Here is a 17,782-nt window from a genome sequence, read left to right as displayed (position 1 = left end):
GCTACCCCGGTTCGAGTCGACATAGAGCGGATCGGCCCGGCCGGAAACCGAGCCGCTGCGGTCATTCGTCCAGGTCGATGATCAAGGCGGTCCGGGTCTGCTTGGTGTGCCCGTAGGCCACCACCAGATAGCGGTGCCCGGCCTTGACCTCCAGATCGACGAGCGTGCCGGTCGGTTCGCTGCATCCACCGTTGGCGTCGTAGATGCCGATCTGCATTGACCCTGGATCCACCTCGAACACCGGGCCGGCATTGCCGCCGCCGCTGTCGTTCTGGAAGCTCAGGCAGGCTCCGGGCGCTCCCATGGTGACGAAATCGTCCTCCAGATGGCCGAGTCCGGTCTCGATGAGGAAGAGGTTGGCCTTACCAGCAGCCGGCTCGGGAACGTCGTCGTCTCCGCCGTCGACGAAGATCCACCGCGAGGTTCCGGAGGTGGCGCCCGCGTTCATCGGGTCCTCGTCGCTTCCCAGGATCCAGATGAGCTCCTGCCCCTCGGCCACGATCTCATCGTCGCTCATGATCGGCTGGTCATCTTCGGCTGCGCCCGAGCGTTGGGCAACCACACCCATGTCGACCTTGCCCTCTTCGGGGTCATCGGTGAGTGTCTGGGAAGGCACCTTGCCCTCCAGCATCTCCGACGCCTCGCCGTAACCGAGCGAGGCCGCGTCGCTTCGGGCCGAGTAGTTGCCCCAGGAGAAGTCCACTTCGCTGTCGGCCCCGCCATCGCTGAACACGTTCACGAATCGAACCCGGAAATCAGCGTCCTCGAACTCGACCTCTGGGATCTCGAAGCCCGTATCCGGGGAACCCGCGGCGGTGGTGGTCGCCCCCGCCGCGGTCGTGGTGGTCTCAGCTTCCTCGTCTCCCCCGCCGCCTCCGCATGCCGCGAGCAACGAAAGAGCAAGAAGGACAGATGCGGTGCGCCGTGAGTTCATGGGGGCAGATTGCCACACTCGGGGCACGGCGGTGGACGATCCCCGCGACCGCCTTCAGCCAGGTGCGAACGGCAGGTGGTTGAAGCGACGCACGTAGTTTCCCGGGGCGAACTGGCCAGCATCTCCATCGACCGAGAAATCGGGGCAGCGGTTCAGCAGTTCCTCGAGCACAACGCGGGCTTGAAGGCGGGCCGCGGCCGCGCCGAGGCAGTGATGCGGACCATACGAGAACGACATCATCCGAGAGATGGGCCGGGTGACGTCGAAGGTCTCCGCGCCGTCACCGAACTCGCGGTCGTCGCGGTTGGCCGAGGCGTACAGCAGCAGCACCTTGCGCCCGGCGGGGATCGTGGTTCCGTCGATGGTCACGTCTCGGGTGGTCGTACGGGCCAGGCCCTGAACCGGGCATACCAGTCGGAGCATCTCCTCCACCGCACCGGGCAGCAGCTCCGGGTGGTCGACCACGAGTTGGCGCTGGTGAGGGTGGCGGGTCAACAGATCGGCCGAGCCTCCGAGCAGTGATGTGGCCGTGTCGTTGCCCCCGGCCACCATGGTGAAGGCGAACCCCAGGATCTGGGCGTCGTCCACCGCGCCCTCGTCTCCGTCTGCGATCGCTTCGGCCTGGGCCGTCACCAGCATCGAGAGCAGGTCCTCACCTGGGTCGACCCGACGTCGGTCCACCAGGTCGGCGAAGTATCCGAGCAGCTCGCCGAGCGCATCTCCGGCGGCGATGATGTTGCCGTCGGCGTTGGCCTCCACAATCGCCTCCGTCCATCCATCGAACCGGGAACGATCCTCAGCGGGCACACCCAGGTAGTGGGCCACCACCATGCTCGGCAGAGGCTTGAAGAGCTCGGCCACCACGTCGCCCCCGCCCCCGGCGCGTAACCGTTCGATCCGTTCGACGGCGAAATTCCGGACCATCGGCTCGATGGCCAACACGTGGCGAGGAGTGAAGGCCCGCGCCACCAGTCGACGAAAGGCCGTGTGTTCGGGCGGGTCGAGCATCACGATCGGAGCGGCCACATCGAGGCCGATCCTCTCCCGTTCGCCGTAGGTGGTGGTGAGGCCCTGCGCCGATGAGTAGGTGCCTGGGTCTCGGGCGGCATCGAACACGTGCCCGAAGCGGGAAAGGACCCAGAAGTCTCCGTCGGCCACGTGGTGAACGGGGTCATCATCTCTGAGTGCCCGGTACATGCCGAACGGGTCACGCCAGGTCTCGGCACTTCGGGCCACGAAGCGTGCGGGTTGATCCGACGACGGGATGGTGGCCTCCATCTCAGTCCACCGTCGCGATGGCGGTGCTGTGGGCCCGGCGGGCTCTCTGGCGGGGATTGGGACCGGCCACTACCACTCGGGTGTGATCGCGCGGATCGAGGTGGGGGGTCCGCTCGGGGAAGATGCTGGACAACGCGCCTCGCCGAATGGCGGGGTCCATCGCCCGGAACCCAGCGCACACCGCGGCGAAGGCGATCCGATCCTGATGGGTCCACCGCATGTCGAAGCGACGCCGGACCACATCTGGCAGGTTGCCGTAGACGGTGACCCGCAACAGATCTGACATGCGGTCGGTAGCAAAGCCGCTGAGGGGGGTGAACGGTCCCGGAAGGGAGATGCGCTGAGCGCCGGTAGCCGGGTTGGCCGAGGGGTCCAGCACCCATTGGACGGCCGGGGTCAGCTCCAGTTCGTGTCGGCAGATCTCGTCGAAGCGGGCCAGGAATGCGTCGTAGGTGGCTGGCACCGGGCGTTCACTCACTCCGTAGCGGCGATACCAGGTGACGGACTCGGCGTACATCTGGTTGCGTTGGGCTCGGTTGAGTGGCCACGGAAAATAGAGTTCGCGTGCCCGGAAGAACTCCCAGGTGAAGGTGGCATGGGCCCACCAGTAGGTGTCCGGATCTAGGGCGTGGTACCTCCGCCCTTCGGCATCTACCCCTTTGATGTCAGGGTGGAAATCTCGGATCTCCCGGCCGCGACGATCACCTTCGACATCATCGGGGGCGAAGATGCTTCCCCAGATGTAGGGGATGGAGCGGAAGATGCGGTCATAGGGATCGCTGAAGAAGTCGGAATGGTCGGTGACCGCCGCGCCCAAGCTCGGCAGCATGAGCTGGAGGATCCCAGCACCGGTGCCGGGGATGAGGCTCCTCGGGTCACCCGCTGTCTCCCACAGAAGTGACCCCGGCCCGAGCGGAGCGCCGACGGCCTTGGATGTGGATCGGGCCTGTGTGGTCAAGGTCGACTCCTGCGAGAGGAAACGGTGCCGTCGCTGCGAGACGACACTAGGAGGTGGCCCGGGTGTCGCGCGGATCCGTCGGCGGGCGGGCCGCTCGGGCCAGGTCTCCGACCGTGGCCCAACCTCTGACCCCTTGGGAGTTATGGTCCGGGCGGTGAAGCGCCATGACAAGGCCGACCGGATCGGGGAGATCCTCGACGACCTGTACCCCGATCCTCCTATCCCGCTCGACCACCACGACCCATACACACTCCTGGTGGCGGTGGCACTGTCGGCTCAGACCACCGACAAGAAGGTCAACGAGGTGACGCCGGCGCTGTTCGCGCTGGCGGCCACCCCCGAACAGATGGTCGAACTGGGACCGGAGAGGATCCTGGAACTGATCCGGGAGGTCGGTCTTGCCCCTACCAAGGCCAACAACTTGTGGCGAGCCGCTACCCAGATTCTCGAAGCTGGCGGCGATGTCATCGCCGACTGGGAATTTCTGGAGTCGTTGGCCGGCGTAGGCCACAAGACAGCCAGCGTGGTCATGGCCCAGGCCTTCGGGGTCCCCGCCTTCCCGGTCGACACCCATATCCATCGTCTGGCCGCCCGGTGGGGACTGTCCAACGGCACCACCGTGGAGCGCACCGAAAGGGACCTCAAGGCGGCGTTCCCCGTCGACACCTGGAACCGGAGGCACCTCCAGATCATCTTCTTCGGTCGGGAGTGGTGCCCGGCCCGAAACCACGACTTGGCGGAGTGCCCGATCTGCTCGTGGGCCGCCACCAAGCGCCGGATGGCCGAAGAATCCCGCCTGCGCCGGACACGCTGACGCTGCTCTCCTCAGCCGTCGAGGTTCCGTCTCGGTTCATACGTGCCGCGCCCATGGGACGGCTCGCCCAATCGCTCGACACCAAATGCGACGGAGACAACCAGTCGCAACTCGAGCGACATGCGCAGCACGCTCCTGCGGGCAGACCGGGCCCTGTCCAGCCACCTTTGACGCTGTCGAACGTCCATCACCGAGACCGATCCCGCCCTGGTGATCACGTCAACCATTTCGTCGATTGCCTGACGCAATGCGGGCGGTGCGCTGACAGGAACCTCACAGCCGTCGAGCTCCGAGACAAGACGGGCCGCCGCCGCTACATCTCCTACCTCTAGTGCCACTTCGATCGCTTCGAGGCCCAGGTAGCAGCGTTCGGCCACGTCCTCGCCGGGAAGCACTGCTGATGCGTGAGGCGTGCTCAAGGTGTTGAACACATAGGCCGAGCGCTGATCCATCTCCGAACGGAAGAACCAGCGCTGGTCGGGGTGGTGGGCAAAGGTCCAGATGTCGTTCACGACCTGGTCCTGGTCCCGGTCCAGGAACGACTGGGTGGGGAGCCCGTAGCGGAGCTGATGGCGGGCTCGGTCGAAGCTGGCGCCGTCGGCCAACACCAGTGGCCTGGTGATCTGCTGCAAGGGGATCCACAAGTTGACGAGCATCAGCGAGGCGTCGTGATTGAAGCCGTCGGGTGAGTCGTGGTGGAACAGGTCCGGCGCCCGGCCGTCCATCAGCTGGACCAACGGAGTGCCGTACACGTCCTGGTCGGCGTGAACCGACACCGCAGGGGCGTGGCCGTTCATGCCCTTGGTGTCTCCCCCACCCACGGCAAGTCCGTTGGGTCCGCCGACGCGCATGATCAGCCCTTCATCGGCCACGTACAGAACGGTCAGGGTGTGACCGCCCGAGCTTGGAAGCTCGGCGCCGTCGAGCGCATCCCGCACAGACGCGGCCAAGACGTCGCTGATCTTCCCGGCCTGGTGGATTCCTGCAAGTGCACGCTGAAGTTCTTCATGACCGCTGAGGTCGACGGTGTCGAATCCAGTGGTGAGCAGGTTCGGGCGCACCGAAACGTTCTGCGCCAGGTCGCTCGCCTTGCACGCGTGGACCTCGAAGCCATCGTCCTCATAGGGCGTGGCCCCTCTCGACTGGGCTCGAAGGACCGCTGGCCGCTCGGCATCGGCGACCGATCTCGACAGTGGCGTGAAGGCCAGGTTCATGCAATAGGTCGTGTCAAGCACAGCCACCGCCCGATGCTACGTCCTAGGAGGCGAGCCTTCCGGCGACACCCATCGGAACGGCCTGGCTACACCCTTGACCAACCAGGCCCGATTTCAGACGAGAGGCTGTCCTGAGGGTCCGAAACGGACGTCGCCAAGGCGATCGGCTCAGCGACCGGGGGGAGGACCACCAGGGCCACCCCCGACACCACCGCCACCCATTCCGCCGCCTGTCGGTTCGGTAGCGGTGTCGACCCCGACGGTCAGCGAAACCCGGTAGCCATTCGTGACATCTCCGCTGACCGTTCCGAGCTGGGAGGCACCCTCGTCTTCGCCGAACACGTTGTCACTGGCCAGGGTGATCGACCCGAAGTTCCGAGCCGAGCTCTCATAGCCGGGCTCGCCGTACACGGCGCTGCTCGCATCGACGGGGAGGGCCACCTGTGATGTGGCCACCGCCTTCGTCGAGTCGGTGATGTCGCCTTCCGCGCCGTAGACCTCGAAGTGGATGTGCGGCCAGCGCCCCGAGTAGCAACCCGGGAAGATGCTGGTGAACGACACCACACCGTTGCGGTCAGCGACCTGGACGCCTCGGAGGTAGTTCTCCTCGGTGATCCCCTCCGAGTACATCGAGTACCGCCCTTCGCGGTCGCAGTGCCACACGTAGACCGCGGCCCCGGCGAAGGGGATGTTCCCATTGGCCATGTCCACGATGGTCAGGTCGAGGGTCATCTCGACCCCTTCGGCCACGCCGGTCGGGCCGCCGAAGCTGGACCGGATGTCTTGGCGCACCACCCCGCTCTGAGTCAGAACATCGGGCCCATTCGAACCGTCGCCTGGATATGGCCCGGCAGTCTCGTCGGGAATCTCGGCCAGCCCTTCGGCCCCGCTCGCTCCGGTTGTGGACGACGAACCGCTCGAACTCGAGGTGGAGGACGTCGACGTGGTGGAGCCTGAACCCTGGTCGGTCGAAGAGGCCGAGTCCGAACCGGACGATCCTCCGCATGCCGCCAGGGCCAGCGAGGCAACACCCATGCCGGCCACCGTGAGCATCCGCCGCCGGGTGAACAAAGTTCCGATGTCGAAGGCCAAGCCTTGGTCGACCAACTCCTGGTCTGGCCGGGGCAGCACCCTCCCCTCGTAGGAAGCTGCTCGCAACTGCGGTTTGGGATCGTCCATGTGGTCAGCTACTCCTCGGTCCACGTCTCCACGTTGTCTGCCGTCGAACACTCAGCGTCGCCCGACCTGCTGGCATTCCACCGTGAACTTCCTGAGAGTCAGCCGAGACCTGTGCCCGGCCCCAAGCAACGGAGCCGCCTATGAGCAGCGCCGCGACCACGAACGTGAGACACACCAACACGGCCTTGTCTACACGTTGGCTTAGGAAGCGGGATGGCGAACCGACCCATGAGCACGGCATGACTCAGCCGAGGCAAGGCCTCGGTAGGCGTACCCTCGCAGCGACGACGACTGGACCTATCCGGTCGGGTACTTGAAGGTGCTGACCGACATCCAAGGGGGATCTGTCCACGGCGATACGGTGACCCCATGTCCGCAGCAGATCAGCTCAGCTCGCTCACGCCCCCAGCGCCCACACTCCCCCGTCGGCGCCCCGCGGTGACGCTGCGCCGGCACAGCCGGTCCGGGGTGTGGCGTTCAGCGACGGCGGCGGCGGCGACGGCGGCGACGGCGATGGCACTGCTGTTGGCGGCCTGTTCGGGCGGGGATGGTGGCTCGGACGACAAGGCGTCGACTACCACGACCAAGGCCACCACAACGACCAGCGTGGCTGACCGTTCCGGCGAACCGATCGTGACCACCACGGTGTTTAGCGCTGGTGAGGACGGCTACGCCACCTACCGGATCCCGGCGGTGGTGCGCGCTGGCGACGGCACTCTCATTGCCTTCGCCGAGGCCAGAGTGGCCTCGGCCGCCGACCACGGCGATGTGGATCTGATCGCCAAGCGCTCCACCGACGACGGGGTGACATGGGGAGAGCTCCAAGTCGTTGCCGACATGGGTTCTGACTTCATCGGCAACCCGTCGCCGGTGCTGCACGAGGAATCCGGGCGGCTGGTCCTGCTCGCCACCTTCAAGAACGCGGCCGACCAAGAGATGCAGATCCTCAGCGGAACCGGCATCGATACCAGCCGTCAGTACCTACTGACGAGCGACGATGCCGGTGAGACCTGGTCTGAACCCACCGAGATCACCGAGGCGGTGAAGCGACCGGAGTGGCGCTGGTACAGCGTCGGACCCGGACATGCGTTTCAGCTCCACACAGGCCCCAACGCTGGGCGGCTCGTGGCCGCGGCCAACCACTCCGATGAAGCCATGAACTACGGGGCCCACCTGCTGTTCAGCGACGACGGTGGCAAGACCTGGAGCATCGGGGCGTCAGACACCCCCCAGGGTGGGCCGATGCACCCCAATGAAGCCACCGCCGCGCAGGTCGCAGACGGCACCATCGTGGTCTCGGCCCGCGATCAGGGAGGGCTCGACGAATGGCACCGCCTCCAGACCACGTCCACCGACGGAGGCGAGTCATTCACCGGCCCCTTCGAGAACCAGCAGGGTCTGGTCACCCCGGTCGTACAAGGGTCGATGCTGTGGCTCGATCTGGGCACCGGCGCCGGGAGCCGATCTGAACCTGACCAACGCGGCGATGGGATCCTCCTGTTCTCGGCACCGTCTCATGGCACCGACCGTGTGAACCTGATGGTGCGCACGTCCTCAGATGGCGGGGCAACCTGGAAGGACGGTCTGCTGCTACGCGAGGGTCCGTCGGGCTACTCGGACCTGTTGGCCTTGCCGGGCCACGCCGTTGGAGTGCTCTATGAGACCGGAGATGCCACCGCGGTGGAGCGGATCGACTTCGTCACCTTCGGGGCGGACAAGCTCAGCGGCTGATCGGGAACAGGTTCGGGCGGATCCCTCAAGATCCATGGGGGGCCGTTCGATGTACACGACGTGACCAACACGCGTGTTCGAGCCGTCATCGTCGGGCTGGTCGCCATCGTCGTGCTGGCAGGCTGCTACCCCGCCACGCCGGCACCGCCCGGCACCGGGGCCCGAGCCTGGGACACACCCGGATGTGGCGGCCTACCGGCACCGACGGGCTCTGTCATCGACGTGGTTCCTTCGCAGGCCTCCCAGCTCGGCACGATCGTGCGCAACGCCGCCGCCGGAACAACGATCCGTCTCGCCGACGGCACTTACACCGTCACGGGCGACTTCACTCGCAGCCTTCTGATCGACAGCGCGGGCATAACTCTTCGAGGAGCATCGGGTGACCCGACCAAGGTTGTGATCGATGGCGCCTACGGGATCGGTGCGCTGGTGTACGTCCAGGCGAACGACGCAACGCTCACCGACCTGACGCTCAGACGAGCGAGCGACCACCTCGTTCACAGCTATCCGGCCACCGGCTCAACCAACGTAGAACGACCCCGGCTACATCGCCTTCACCTCGTCGACGCTGGCGAGCAGTTCGTGAAGGTGAACCCGAACTCGGCTCGTACAGCATTCGTCGACGACGGTGCCGTGACGTGTTCTGAGCTGACCATGACAGCGACGGGCCGCCAGAACATCGAACGCGCCTTCGGGTGCTACACGGGTGGCCTGGATGTCCATTCGGCGCAGAACTGGGTGGTGCGCTCCAACACCTTTGATGGCATCTACTGCGAGGACGGAGAGATCGCCGAGCATGCCATTCACTTCTGGAATGGGGCTCGCGGGACCTTGGTCGAGAACAACCTGATCCTCAACTCCTCCCGAGGAATCGGATTCGGACTTCGCGAGTCCGGACCGGGCCGCGCCTACCCCGATGACCCCTATCCAGGGCTGTACGTGGGCCACTACGGAGGGATAATCCGGGGCAACGTCATCGCCATGTCGGTCGACCAGTACGACACCGGGATCGAACTGACCCAGGCTCGGGGCACGATCGTTGTGCACAACACCGTGATCGAGACCGGAGCGGGGGCCACCTCGTTCACCTCGATCGACCGGCGCTACGCCAACACGTCCGTCGAGATCCGCAACAACCTGGTTCGCCGGATCACCACCCGAGATGGCGCAGGCGGGGTGTTGTCCAACAACGTGACCAACGTGCCCTCGACCTGGTTCGTCGATGCCGCCGCCGGCGATGCGCACCTGACCGCCGCCGCTGGCAACGCCATCGATGACGGGTTCGTCCTGACTCCCGAGTTGTCCGGCACGGACCTCGACGGAGCCCGATTCGACGCCGGCCCGCCCGACATCGGAGCCGACGAATACCGCTGACCGACCAAGCGCGGCGTCGATGGTGACCCACATTCACCATCCTGAAGAGCGGCCCCAAGGGCCCCAGCGGCCCCAACGGCACGGACGCTAGCCAGCAGCGTGGAACCGAACTCCTGGCTCGTTCCGCGTCGATAGCCTCGACGTCCGATGTTGGTCACCTTCCGCCGCCTCACCGACGACGACCTGCCGCTGCTGCATCGCTGGCTGAACGACCCGGGCGTAGTCCGGTGGTGGGAAGGTGAAGACGTCTCGTGGGACGCGGTGGTGCGCGATTACGGATCGACCAACGAGGACCAGGTCGAACACTGGATCGCGCTCTTGGACGGAGACCCGCTCGGATGGATCCAGTGCTACGCCTGGGCCGACTACGACGACGAAGAGGAGGCTCGAGCTCACTTCGCCGCCGGAGTCGACCGCCTTGGAGCGGGCATCGACTACCTACTCGGCGATCCCAGCACGCGAGGCCAGGGCAAGGGTTCAACGATGATCGCTTCCTTCGTGCGGGAGGTCGTGTTCGCCAACCACCCTTCTTGGCCACAGGTTTCGGCCGGTCCTTTCCTCGCCAACGAAGCGTCGTGGCGGGCGCTGGCCAGAGCGGGATTTCGCCATCTGGCCGACTACCCCACCGAGGACGGGCCTTGTCGGGTCATGGTCAGAGATCGAATCCCCCAGGACCGTTGATCGCCCCCGACGGGTAATCGAACTGGCCCGGTCACTGCCGGCCAACGGGTGGGGCCAGCCAGGTCGGCTCCAGCACCTCGACGAGAGTGCCGGTATGGTCCGCAACCATGATCCTCGTATCCGGCTATATCACCATCGACCCGGCGAACCTCGACCGGGCCACCGAACTGGTCACGGCACTCACCACCGCAACCCGAGCCGAACCCGGCAACATCGACTACTCGTTCGCTTCCACCCTCGGTGACCCTGGGCGGCTGAGGATCACCGAGAAGTGGGAGGACCAGGCCGCCATCGATGCTCACATGGTCGCCCCCCACTTCGTGGAGTTCATGGGCGCAGCCGACGAACTCGGTATCACCGGAGTGGAGATCATGAAATACGACGTGACCAACGAGTCCAAGCTCCTATAGGAGCGAAACGTGCCCGCGACGATCCACCACGGGTCGGTGCCCGATGAGCCGATTCGTGGGCGTGCTGGAATCGCCATCGCCTACCGGCTGCTCATCCACCCCGACGATCCGGTGTCCACCACTCGCTCCTGGTCCACAATCGACGAACTAGTGCCGTGCGCGGCCCCACTGGCGGTGACTACATCGGAGGTACGATCGCGATCGGAGTTGACCCCCACGGCCACTCCCACGACCACGAGCAGACATGCAGCGACCAAGAATGCACGGTGCCGTCGGCTCGGTGGCGGGTTCGAGCATTGGATCTCGAACCCATCGGTCGCCGCTGTGGCCCCGTTCGTCGAGACGTGGTCGATGTAGCCGGCGAACTCGTCGAGGTTCATTTGGTCACTCCCAGATTCTTCCTGAGGCGGGTGAGCGCTCTCCGACCGTGCGTCTGGACGCTGTCAACAGAGATCCCTATGAGATCGGCGACCTCCTGGTTCCGGTAGCCGAATGCGTGCACGATCACGACACACAACCGTTGTCGCTCGCTCAGTCCTTCGAGCGCAACTATGAGGCCAGGCTCGATGTCTGGAATGCCGGCTACCGCTGGCGACGGGCACAGCGGCGCAGGCGGACGACGGTGCGCCGCGAGTGCTCGCTGCCGGCCGACGGCGAACAGGTACCCGCCAGGGTTGTCCATCGCCAAGACCCGGTCCCGATGCTCCACGAGATGGAAGAGTGCATCTGACAGCGCCTCCGCACCGAGCCGAAGACCGAGCGCAATCGTGAACGAGCGACGAAACAGATCAGGCGCACGGGACCGCAGTGAGTCAATGAACACGAGCGCGCTACGAGCCGTCGATGAGTGATGCCAGAATGAGCCGATGGAGACCGAGGCAGGCGATCACAGCCTGTGGCGACGAATGATCGTCGCCACAGGCCGTCCCTGGGTCTTCTGGCCGGCGTTTCTCTTCGCCGGGGTCCTGAACCACGGACCCGATGGCCGATCCACATCGACCTGGCTGGTGATCTTGGTGGCTGTCGGTCCCCTACTCGCTTCAGTGATTTACGCGTTGTGCCACCGACAGCCCGCCGTCACCTTGGGCGGCTCGGGCCGCAGCCGGATGCGTGAACACTTCCGAGGTCGGTACCAGCCGCACGACCCATAGTCCGTCCACCGCGTGTCCGAACGCCGGCGTGCCCACTCAAAGCCGTCGGGGTCTCTCGGGCGGGCCAACGTCTACCCCGGTGATGAGCGAGTGGCCGCGACCGTCGCGCGCGCATATGCCGACGTGATGGCGGGGGTCGAAGCCCAGCGTCGCACTCAACCAGGTGGGTGCCGACGCGCTCTGCTCGCCGGAGAATCGGAGATTGCCGTCCTCCGACTCGGCCCGGTCAAAGGTACTCGTGTGCCATATGACGGAAGAATGCCGTCCCCCACGCCGCTACGCAGTGCAAAGCAACATCGCCGTCCGGCCACCCGGCGACTCCCGTGGTGACTCGAGGGCGTAGGCCCCGACGCCCGCGTTTCAAGCCAGGTACCGTCGTCGAATGGCTGATGAGCACCTGGTGCACAGATGGTCCGCAGCGATCCGTCAGATCGAGGTGCTCGAGCCCTGGCTCACCGAATCACACTGGGACGAGAACTACTGGGACGACGTAGCCAAAATCGTCGTGCAGCAGGCCGCAGAACATCCAACGCACGCTGCCGCCCGCAACGCACTGTCCGGCGCCTTGCGAACGATCTTTCCCGACGTTTCGCTTGAGGCCGATAACGGACTGTACAGAGATGAGCTGGACCGCCGCTTGGACCTCATCGTCGGCTTGGCCCTCGACGCTCCCATGCCATGAACACCCCGGCGCGTCACCAGCGGTGCATGATCTCGCAGAACCTATTCGTCGGTTCGAGCAACCCAGTACAACGGGCGACGACGCTCGTGGTGCACGGCGAGCACCTCGATGTCGAGATCCGTAACCCGATAGACGACGACGTAAGGAAACCCCGGCGTCGCAACCTTGCGCTCAAGCACCTTGCCCATCGCGTCATTACGGGTCGGGGTACCGGCATTCGGCCAACGCACCGCGCCCTCGGTCGTACCCTGAACTGCTCCCAGCAGGCGGTCACCAAGACCGGCCACACGAGTCTCATACCAGAGTTGGGCCTCCACCACCTCGGCGGCCGCCAGCGGATGGAATCGAATCTTGCGAATCAACGCCCGCGACGGGATTCCGCAACCTGCGCCAACACGTCATCCCAGGACTGCGTCACCACATCGCCCGAGTCGACCTGAGCGGCCCGACGAGCCGTCTCGGCCGCCCACACGCGCGCAAGCTCGTCCTGGTCCCCCTCCACCGGGCGGTCATCGAGACTGTCGAGCAGGTCAATCACCAACCCGGCACGCTCAGACTCGGAGAGAGCAAGCGCCGCATCCCGCAACGCTTCGGCCCTAGCGTCAATAACCCCACGCTACAACCCGGGAGCACCATCCCGAGATGAGTCCTTGTCGGATAATGGGGCTCTAACCCGGGACCGCAACGCCATCCGACCCGGACAACTTCAACGCCGCATCGACCAACTCGCAGCCCAACTCGAACGCCTCGCCCTGTCCAAAACCGCTGCCCCACCCAGACCCATCAACCGGGCCTTCAACAAGCGCGACCGTCCGGAGGTCTTAGGTGAGGCAACGAACTAGCCCTCCCGGAGGTTTTGACATGAGGCACCAGGACTGTCGAAGGTGACGGTCGAGATGTGCTCTCCATCGCCGAGCCTTGGACTGAGGCCCAAGTCACCTCGGTCACGATCAGGCTGCTATCAGCCGTGGGCAGCCAGCGACGCTTACGGAAGGCGTTGAAGGCCTGGTACGTCAATGAAAAATGCCATCGGCGCTGACTAGGGGAACCTCGAGATGGATGGCGGTGGCAGCGATCCAGAGATCATTGGCGTGGGTTCGGTCAGCCAGCGGGTGCGCCACAGTCCGACAGGCCATGCGCAATCTCGCAACGCCTGAGACAAGCTCGTCATCAACGGGCACCACCGAGGCCGCTGAGATCGCGTCCTCAAGTCGCTCGCGCCGTGCAGGACCCCACTGTGCGACAAGCGCGCCGTAACGAAGCTCGGCAACGGTCTGAACCGTCAACAAGATCCGGTGACCCTTGATCCGAGCGACGAACGGCTCGAGATCAGCGCGCCGTGTTCGGTTGAGCGTGGCGCTGAATACGCCAGTGTCGACGACGACGATCACGCGTTGATGGCGTCGAGGAAAGCGTTGAACTCGTCGGTGGTGAGGTCATCGATGAGCAGCGCATCAAGGTCATCGACGGGCGGAGACGTGGCGATCTGTTCCGCTGACATGCGAGGTGGGAGCAGACTCGTTCCCGTGGGCCCGTCATCGTGGGGGTGCGCCGCATCACTCACGACGGCAACGCTACCGGTTCTCAGCGCACGTGGGAATGGACTTCGCCCAGAAAGCCGCAGGCACGTCATCAACTCGCACGCAGCCAGGTAAAAGCCCTGGTCAGAGCACTCAGAGACATCGTCGACGTCCTCGCCGACGCCGACCCAACAGCAAAGGCCGAGGTCTACAACGACCTCGGCCTCAAACTCGACTACTCACCCGATGGAACAGTCTCCGTGGAGGCCCGTCCCCGTGGGGTAATCGTCCGTGTCGGAGGGGGGACTCGTACCATTACCCCACGCGCCCCCGCCGCCGGGACCTTCGCGGTCGCTGCATAGCAACCGGGCAAGGTCTCTGGGCTGCTCCCAGGAGCGCACCTCCCAACAGCACATGGATGCTCTTAGGAGCGCACCTCCTAACGGCACATGGATGGCAGTCTCCCGCACTTCGTATCCAAGGCTTCGACACGGTTGGCGGCGAGGAGGAACGCAGGGAGTGACGGCCGTGTCGGTCTGGGTGATCGAGCAGTGGACCCGTTCGCCGTGCTGTTCGATCGAACGGTGCGGAGCGGCACCGCCAACCTTCCCGGTGAGGATGCTGTGACACCGAAGAGACCATCGAGCGATGTGGGTCGGACTTCGAGTCGCCGCGGACCCGTGGCGGTGGCGCCAAGCTTTGATCGCCGGCGACCTGGCCATCGTGAACACGACAGCGGGCGCCGCCCTGATCGCCCCATGCCCCTGTCCAATCGGATGCGGACGCGGTCGGCCGGATGGCCCCACCTGCAAATGTCGTCGCCGACGACGAACAGTCAGGACGTGACGAACTGCGGATTAGGCCCCGTCGAGGCCGTGGCCTGCTTGCGCGCACGCGGCACTGGTAGGAGGGTCTCGACCAGGTCTGCCAGCGCCACAGCGTCGGGAGCCCAGTCGGCTCCGCCGCTGAGCGCTGCGACCTCGGGGTTGGCCACCGCTCGTCCGCCGACGAGCACTGGCACGTTGGGGCGGACTTCGTGGACGGCGTGCACCACGGCTTCCACGTCCTCGAGGCGCTCGACGGTGCTGATGCCCAGGCCCACGGCCACGAGGCGGTCTGCCATGTCGGCGGCGGCGGCGAAGGCATCTGGCGGCACGTTGGTGCCGAGGTCGAGGACGTTGAGGTTCCGCAGCCGCAGGACGTCGGCCACGACGGCCAGACCGAGCGTGTGGCCCTCGCCGAGCGGGGCGCCCAGCACCACGGTGCCGCGGCTTCGCCCGCTCCGGCGGAACCGTGCCGCTACGAGCGCCACCATGCGGGTCGCCGTGGTCACCGCCAGGTGCGCCGCGGCCGGTCCGTCGTCGTGGCTGGTCGTGCGCACCGCTCCGCTGACCAGGTCGACCAGCACCTGTTCCGGCTCCCAACCAGCGACCATCGCCGCTTCGATCACCCTCCAGGCACCGGCCTCGTCACCTACCACGAGCCGACCGCGGAGCCGGTCGATCCAATCGACCGGAGCACCGTGCGGCTGCTCGCTCCGGTCGAGATCGTTCGCTCCGGCGGACCCACCTGTGCGGAAGCGCTCCAGCGCGTCGGGGTCCACCAACCAGCCAGTGCCGACCTTGCGGGCTACCAGACGGCCTGATCGGACGTAGCGGTAGACGGTCATGTAGTGGACATCGAGCAGTCGCGCGACCTGCTTGAGGTTCAGTTCTTCAGCCAAGACGACTCCATCCTCGTGGAAGCGGAGCCCATCGCTCCGCTCGCCTCGGGCGGTGTCTGGCTGGCGAGGGTCGAGGTGGACGACCACCGGTCACAGTGGCGGGACCGCTCCGGGTTCTCACCGGATTCCCGTTCCGAGGTGGCGTTGAACCTAGTCACCCTCGCCTCGGGGGAGCCATCTGGCGCGCACTGACGGTGCGGAACCGGCCGAAGGGCCGGCGCCGCACCGTCGCGACTGCGTGGAGGTCGTCAGCAGCCGCGGCGCGGGATCAAGGAGTTCACCGGCATCCAGGCTCGGCGCATCGCCTGGATCGACTGGCTGGTGGCAAAGGTGTTGACCCCCCATGCGTCGGCCGGACTGGCGATGTGGCCATCGCCGGCAGCCTGCGCGTTCAGCCAGGGCAGGGGCGACACGTAGGGCTGGGAAGCCAGGGCCGGAGCCACCCGGTCCCGCCAGCACGCCTTGGCCGGATCGAACCCAGCTCCGCTGATCGCCATGATCGCCATCGCGGTCGAGTTGGGGTCGTCCGAGCCGAAGGACTGCCACGCTCCGCTGGCTTGCTGGTTGGCTGCCAGGTAGGCGAGGCCCGCCGACACGTCGGCGTCGGTTTCGTCGAGACCAGCCGAGGACAGGGCTTGGATCGCCAGTGCCGTGGTATCGATGTCGTAGCCGACCCCGGACGGGTCACCGAGGTAGTCCCACGAGCCGTCCGCCTTCTGGGCGGCGCGGATGTGGGACAGCGTCGACGCCGGCACCGACCCACCGTTGGCCCTGCTGGCGATGGCGGCGAAGAGGGTGTCGCTGAAGGTGCCGTACGAGCCGTTCGGCTGCTGGGCGCCGTTCATGATCGCGATCAGGTTCACGGCGCCGTCGCCCTGGGGGTCGAAGGACGTGGGCGACAGGCCGAGCGGGAGGGCGACCAAGACCGTGAGCTTCGCTGCGGTGCCACCGCCGATGGGTCCCTCAGCCAGATCGTCCACGTAGTCGAGCGGCGACTTGCCGTTCGTGGTGGTCGCCTGCACCGCTGCCAGCGCGAGGCTCTTGTCCCACGCGGAGGAGGTCTGGGCGTTCTCTGCGATGGCGATGAGCGCGTCGGGGGTCTCGAACCCGGCCATCCCCGCCACCTCGAACCCACCGTCGGGCTGCTGCTGGTCGACCAGCCAAGCAGTGGCGTCGGCTGCGGTGGCCCGCGACGCGGTGTCGTTCCATCCGGTCCACCGGCAGCCGGCGAGGCCCGATGCCAGGACCGTTGCTGCTCCGACCGCTGCCAGCCGCGTGATCTTCTTCGATCTCATCTGTTGTCTCCTCATTCCCTCACGGGGTGTTGTTCGGCGCCGACGCGGCGCCCTGCTGCGCCGGACGTGATGTCCGGCCGGTCTTCGAGCGCGATCGCGGCGCCGAAGGCCGCTCGCCGCGCGGTACGACGGAGGACCACCAGCACCGATGGCCCCACGGCGACGATCGCCATCGCGCTTGGTGATGGCGGTCCGGTGTCCCACCCCCAGGTCGAGGTGAGCAGGGTGAACACCACGAAGCGGTGGAGGTTCTCGAGAACCGGGTCGCCCGCCACGAACGAGACCGACGTCTCGTTGCCGATGGCGAAGGGCCAGAACCACATGTTCATCAAGAAGCCGTAGAGGTAGGCCGCCACGACGCCGTAGGCGACCAGCAACGCGATCTCCCGCCCACCTCGTGCCCGGCGGGGCAGCAAGCCGGCTCCGGCCCCGACCCACGACGACGCGAGCATCTGGAAGGGCAGCCACGGCCCGACCCCGCCGGTGAGGAGTGCCGAGGCGAACAGCGTCGTCGATCCGAGGAGGAACCCGAACCCGGCGCCGAAGACCCGCCCGGCCAGGATCAGCAGGAAGAACACCACCTCGATCCCCGCCACGCCCGCCCCGAGCGGTCGCAGCGCCGCCCCCACCGCCGACAGCACCCCGAGCATCGCCACCGCCTTGGCATCCAACCCACCGGCGGCGGCCTGAGACAGACCGACGGCGAGGAGGCCCGGAAGGAGGGCGAAGAGCAGGAAAGGGGCGTTCGCGGAGTGGTCCTGGCCCTCGGAGGGCGAGAGGATCAGGGGCCACAGGAACATGGCGAGGCCCGCCACGGAGACGAGCACGAGAGCCGCCA

At 66.2% G+C, this 17,782-nt stretch carries 20 protein-coding genes and 1 riboswitch; of the genes, 7 read left to right on the top strand and 13 right to left on the bottom strand.

Annotation, left to right across the window (positions count from 1 at the left end):
• Window positions 1-61 precede the first annotated feature (61 nt).
• Genes IPG97_09320 through IPG97_09310 form a run of 3 tightly spaced genes read right to left on the bottom strand, consistent with a single transcriptional unit; the run spans window position 62 to window position 3,170 of the window.
• The gene (locus IPG97_09320) at window positions 62-934 is read right to left on the bottom strand and encodes a hypothetical protein (protein ID MBK6856725.1); all 873 of its coding nucleotides are present in this window, start codon (window positions 932-934) and stop codon (window positions 62-64) included.
• 54 nt (window positions 935-988) lie between these two features.
• Window positions 989-2,212 (bottom strand): cytochrome P450, encoded by a 1,224-nt coding sequence (locus IPG97_09315; protein ID MBK6856724.1) that lies wholly within the window; start codon window positions 2,210-2,212, stop codon window positions 989-991.
• 1 nt (window position 2,213) lies between these two features.
• Entirely contained in the window at window positions 2,214-3,170 is a 957-nt protein-coding gene (locus IPG97_09310; protein MBK6856723.1) for a DUF2236 domain-containing protein, read from the bottom strand.
• A 154-nt stretch (window positions 3,171-3,324) separates the two neighbouring features.
• On the opposite strand from IPG97_09310, the gene IPG97_09305 reads away from it, so the two are divergent.
• Window positions 3,325-3,984 carry an endonuclease III gene (locus tag IPG97_09305; GenBank protein ID MBK6856722.1) on the top strand — a complete coding sequence of 220 codons (660 nt, stop codon included), beginning with the start codon at window positions 3,325-3,327 and terminating at the stop codon, window positions 3,982-3,984.
• 11 nt (window positions 3,985-3,995) lie between these two features.
• Here the strand turns inward: IPG97_09305 and IPG97_09300 are convergent, their stop codons facing one another.
• Both IPG97_09300 and IPG97_09295 read right to left on the bottom strand, forming a co-directional pair.
• The gene (locus tag IPG97_09300) at window positions 3,996-5,225 is read right to left on the bottom strand and encodes a hypothetical protein (GenBank protein ID MBK6856721.1); all 1,230 of its coding nucleotides are present in this window, start codon (window positions 5,223-5,225) and stop codon (window positions 3,996-3,998) included.
• Between the two features lie 141 nt (window positions 5,226-5,366).
• On the bottom strand, window positions 5,367-6,377 hold the full coding sequence (locus tag IPG97_09295) for an intradiol ring-cleavage dioxygenase (protein ID MBK6856720.1): 1,011 nt from the start codon (window positions 6,375-6,377) through the stop codon (window positions 5,367-5,369).
• Window positions 6,378-6,890: 513 nt separating this feature from the next.
• Here IPG97_09295 and IPG97_09290 point away from each other — a divergent pair.
• The 4 genes from IPG97_09290 (at window position 6,891) to IPG97_09275 (ending at window position 10,573) form a co-directional block, all read left to right on the top strand.
• A complete protein-coding gene (locus tag IPG97_09290) occupies window positions 6,891-8,108 on the top strand; it encodes an exo-alpha-sialidase (GenBank protein MBK6856719.1) in 1,218 nt (405 codons plus the stop codon).
• Window positions 8,109-8,168: 60 nt separating this feature from the next.
• Window positions 8,169-9,482: a hypothetical protein gene (locus tag IPG97_09285; protein MBK6856718.1), complete on the top strand. Its 1,314-nt coding sequence runs from the start codon at window positions 8,169-8,171 to the stop codon at window positions 9,480-9,482.
• Window positions 9,483-9,629: 147 nt separating this feature from the next.
• Window positions 9,630-10,163, top strand: a complete 534-nt coding sequence (locus IPG97_09280) for a GNAT family N-acetyltransferase (protein ID MBK6856717.1) — start codon at window positions 9,630-9,632, stop codon at window positions 10,161-10,163.
• Window positions 10,164-10,270: 107 nt separating this feature from the next.
• Entirely contained in the window at window positions 10,271-10,573 is a 303-nt protein-coding gene (locus IPG97_09275; GenBank protein MBK6856716.1) for an antibiotic biosynthesis monooxygenase, read from the top strand.
• An 80-nt stretch (window positions 10,574-10,653) separates the two neighbouring features.
• Here IPG97_09275 and IPG97_09270 read toward each other — a convergent pair whose 3' ends face one another.
• On the bottom strand, window positions 10,654-10,953 hold the full coding sequence (locus tag IPG97_09270) for a hypothetical protein (protein MBK6856715.1): 300 nt from the start codon (window positions 10,951-10,953) through the stop codon (window positions 10,654-10,656).
• Window positions 10,950-11,282: a hypothetical protein gene (locus IPG97_09265; GenBank protein ID MBK6856714.1), complete on the bottom strand. Its 333-nt coding sequence runs from the start codon at window positions 11,280-11,282 to the stop codon at window positions 10,950-10,952. The genes IPG97_09270 and IPG97_09265 overlap by 4 nt, the downstream gene beginning before the upstream one ends.
• Window positions 11,283-12,106: 824 nt before the next feature.
• Here IPG97_09265 and IPG97_09260 point away from each other — a divergent pair.
• A complete protein-coding gene (locus IPG97_09260; GenBank protein ID MBK6856713.1) occupies window positions 12,107-12,406 on the top strand; it encodes a hypothetical protein in 300 nt (99 codons plus the stop codon).
• A 41-nt stretch (window positions 12,407-12,447) separates the two neighbouring features.
• On the opposite strand, the gene IPG97_09255 is transcribed toward IPG97_09260, so the two are convergent.
• The 3 genes from IPG97_09255 to IPG97_09245 all read right to left on the bottom strand — a co-directional run bounded on the left by IPG97_09255 (window position 12,448) and on the right by IPG97_09245 (window position 13,797).
• Window positions 12,448-12,768, bottom strand: a complete 321-nt coding sequence (locus IPG97_09255) for a type II toxin-antitoxin system RelE/ParE family toxin (protein MBK6856712.1) — start codon at window positions 12,766-12,768, stop codon at window positions 12,448-12,450.
• Window positions 12,765-12,944: an addiction module protein gene (locus IPG97_09250; protein ID MBK6856711.1), complete on the bottom strand. Its 180-nt coding sequence runs from the start codon at window positions 12,942-12,944 to the stop codon at window positions 12,765-12,767. Before IPG97_09250 ends, IPG97_09255 begins: the two co-directional genes overlap by 4 nt.
• A 475-nt stretch (window positions 12,945-13,419) precedes the next feature.
• Window positions 13,420-13,797, bottom strand: a complete 378-nt coding sequence (locus tag IPG97_09245; protein MBK6856710.1) for a PIN domain-containing protein — start codon at window positions 13,795-13,797, stop codon at window positions 13,420-13,422.
• A 155-nt stretch (window positions 13,798-13,952) separates the two neighbouring features.
• On the opposite strand from IPG97_09245, the gene IPG97_09240 reads away from it, so the two are divergent.
• Complete coding sequence (locus IPG97_09240) at window positions 13,953-14,288, top strand: hypothetical protein (GenBank protein MBK6856709.1); 336 nt, start codon at window positions 13,953-13,955, stop codon at window positions 14,286-14,288.
• A gap of 473 nt (window positions 14,289-14,761) precedes the next feature.
• On the opposite strand, the gene IPG97_09235 is transcribed toward IPG97_09240, so the two are convergent.
• The 3 genes from IPG97_09235 to IPG97_09225 form a co-directional block, all read right to left on the bottom strand.
• A complete protein-coding gene (locus IPG97_09235) occupies window positions 14,762-15,649 on the bottom strand; it encodes a cobalamin-dependent protein (protein ID MBK6856708.1) in 888 nt (295 codons plus the stop codon).
• Window positions 15,650-15,678: 29 nt separating this feature from the next.
• A riboswitch (cobalamin riboswitch) is annotated at window positions 15,679-15,818 on the bottom strand.
• A gap of 79 nt (window positions 15,819-15,897) precedes the next feature.
• On the bottom strand, window positions 15,898-16,944 hold the full coding sequence (locus IPG97_09230) for a terpene cyclase/mutase family protein (protein ID MBK6856707.1): 1,047 nt from the start codon (window positions 16,942-16,944) through the stop codon (window positions 15,898-15,900).
• Window positions 16,945-16,955: 11 nt separating this feature from the next.
• Complete coding sequence (locus tag IPG97_09225; protein ID MBK6856706.1) at window positions 16,956-17,744, bottom strand: ECF transporter S component; 789 nt, start codon at window positions 17,742-17,744, stop codon at window positions 16,956-16,958.
• Window positions 17,745-17,782: the final 38 nt, after the last annotated feature.

The organism is Microthrixaceae bacterium (assembly GCA_016702505.1).
Taxonomy (GTDB): Bacteria; Actinomycetota; Acidimicrobiia; order Acidimicrobiales; family Iamiaceae; genus Aquihabitans.
The sequence above is the reverse complement of the archived record's forward strand: the minus strand, read 5'-3'. Positions and strand labels throughout refer to the sequence as shown.